Here is a 1,381-nt window from a genome sequence, read left to right on the forward strand (position 1 = left end):
AGAAAACACCACCGCGAAACGCGCGATCCTTCCCGGGAAACCCGGGACAAGTCGGTGAACCGAAACCGTGCGCAACGCTCGGACCACCGGGGAACCGGAGGTGCTCCCCGAAATTCGGACACTGACATAAGCTACGATTTGCAGTCTGCTGATCTTCGACGAGAAGGAGATCAGAGAGATCGAAACGGAAGCAGCACGCGCCTGAGTTCAAGGCGAAGGTCGCGCTGGAAGCCCTGAAAGGCGAGGGTTGGAGGGACCGTCGCGCCAGTGGCGCGGCGTAAGCACGAACAACGCTGCCGAACTGGCGAGCCGGTTCGGGGTGCATCCGACGATGATCCATCAATGGAAGCGAGCCCTGCTCGAAGGCGCCTCCGGTGTGTTCGAACGCGGGGGCCGCAAGAAGCCGGAGATTGACGAGGAGCAGGTGAAGGAGCTCCACGCCAAGATCGGGGAGCTGGCGGTGGCCAACACTTTTTTTTAACGAAAGCTGAAGCCCTGGGGCGGGAAGTGGTGAGGGACTGGGCCGCCATTGGTCCGAGGCCAGTCCCGAACCGGCATGATCGAGCCGGACCACCCGGATCTGTCGATCGGCCAGCAGTGCAGGTTGCTGTCGATCGCGCGTTCGTCTTTCTACTACATGCCCAAGGGCGAGACCGAACAGAACCTCGGCCTGATGCGGCGGATCGACGAGCGTCCTTCGGACCTGGAGACGCCGTTCTCCGGCGTCCGGCAAATGACCTGGCACCTGCGCAACGACGGCCACCTGGTGAACGAGAAGCGCATCCGGCGACTGATGCGCCTGATGGGGCTCATGCCGATTTACCAGAAGCCCAACACGAGCAGGCCGACGAAGGGCCACAAGACCTATCCCTACCTGCTCAGAGGTCTGCGGGTGGAACGCCCGAACCAGGTCTGGTGTTCGGACATCACCTACCTGCCCATGCGGCGCGGGTTCCTATACCTCGTGGCGATCATGGACTGGCACACCCGCAAAGTCCTGTCCTGGCGGATCTCGAACACGCTGGAGGCCGACTTCTGCGTCGAAGCACTGAACGAGGCCATCGACAAGTTCGGCCTGCTCGAGATCATGAACACGGATCAGGGTAGCCAGTTCACGTCCTTCGCCTGGACTGACCGGCTCCGCCGATCCGGGGTGCGCATCTCAATGGATGAAAAAGGCAGAATCCTCGACAACATCTTCACTGGGCGGCTGTGGCGAACCCTGAAATATGAGTGCGTCTACCTGCACGCCTGGGACACAGGATCGGAGACAAAGGCCGTGACCACCCCCCCGCTGGTCCCTCGCTCATGACGAGAGTCTGCGGGTTTGATTTTGGTAGTGGTCGGTTTCGGGCTTGGCAAGTGCGGCAGGCGCGGAGCC

Annotated in this window: 1 protein-coding gene and 1 pseudogene; both read left to right on the plus strand. The window is 61.8% G+C overall.

Going from position 1 to position 1,381, the window contains the following annotated elements; translation table 11 throughout:
* Positions 1 to 247: 247 nt before the first annotated feature.
* The gene (locus tag AVJ23_RS21870) at positions 248 to 481 is read left to right on the plus strand and encodes a hypothetical protein (RefSeq protein ID WP_058864351.1); all 234 of its coding nucleotides are present in this window, start codon (positions 248 to 250) and stop codon (positions 479 to 481) included.
* Positions 482 to 547: 66 nt separating this feature from the next.
* Positions 548 to 1,288, plus strand: a pseudogene (locus tag AVJ23_RS21875) (IS3 family transposase); the annotation flags it as partial.
* Positions 1,289 to 1,381: the final 93 nt, after the last annotated feature.

This window comes from Pseudoponticoccus marisrubri, from assembly GCF_001482405.1.
Classification (GTDB): Bacteria; Pseudomonadota; Alphaproteobacteria; order Rhodobacterales; family Rhodobacteraceae; genus Pseudoponticoccus; species Pseudoponticoccus marisrubri.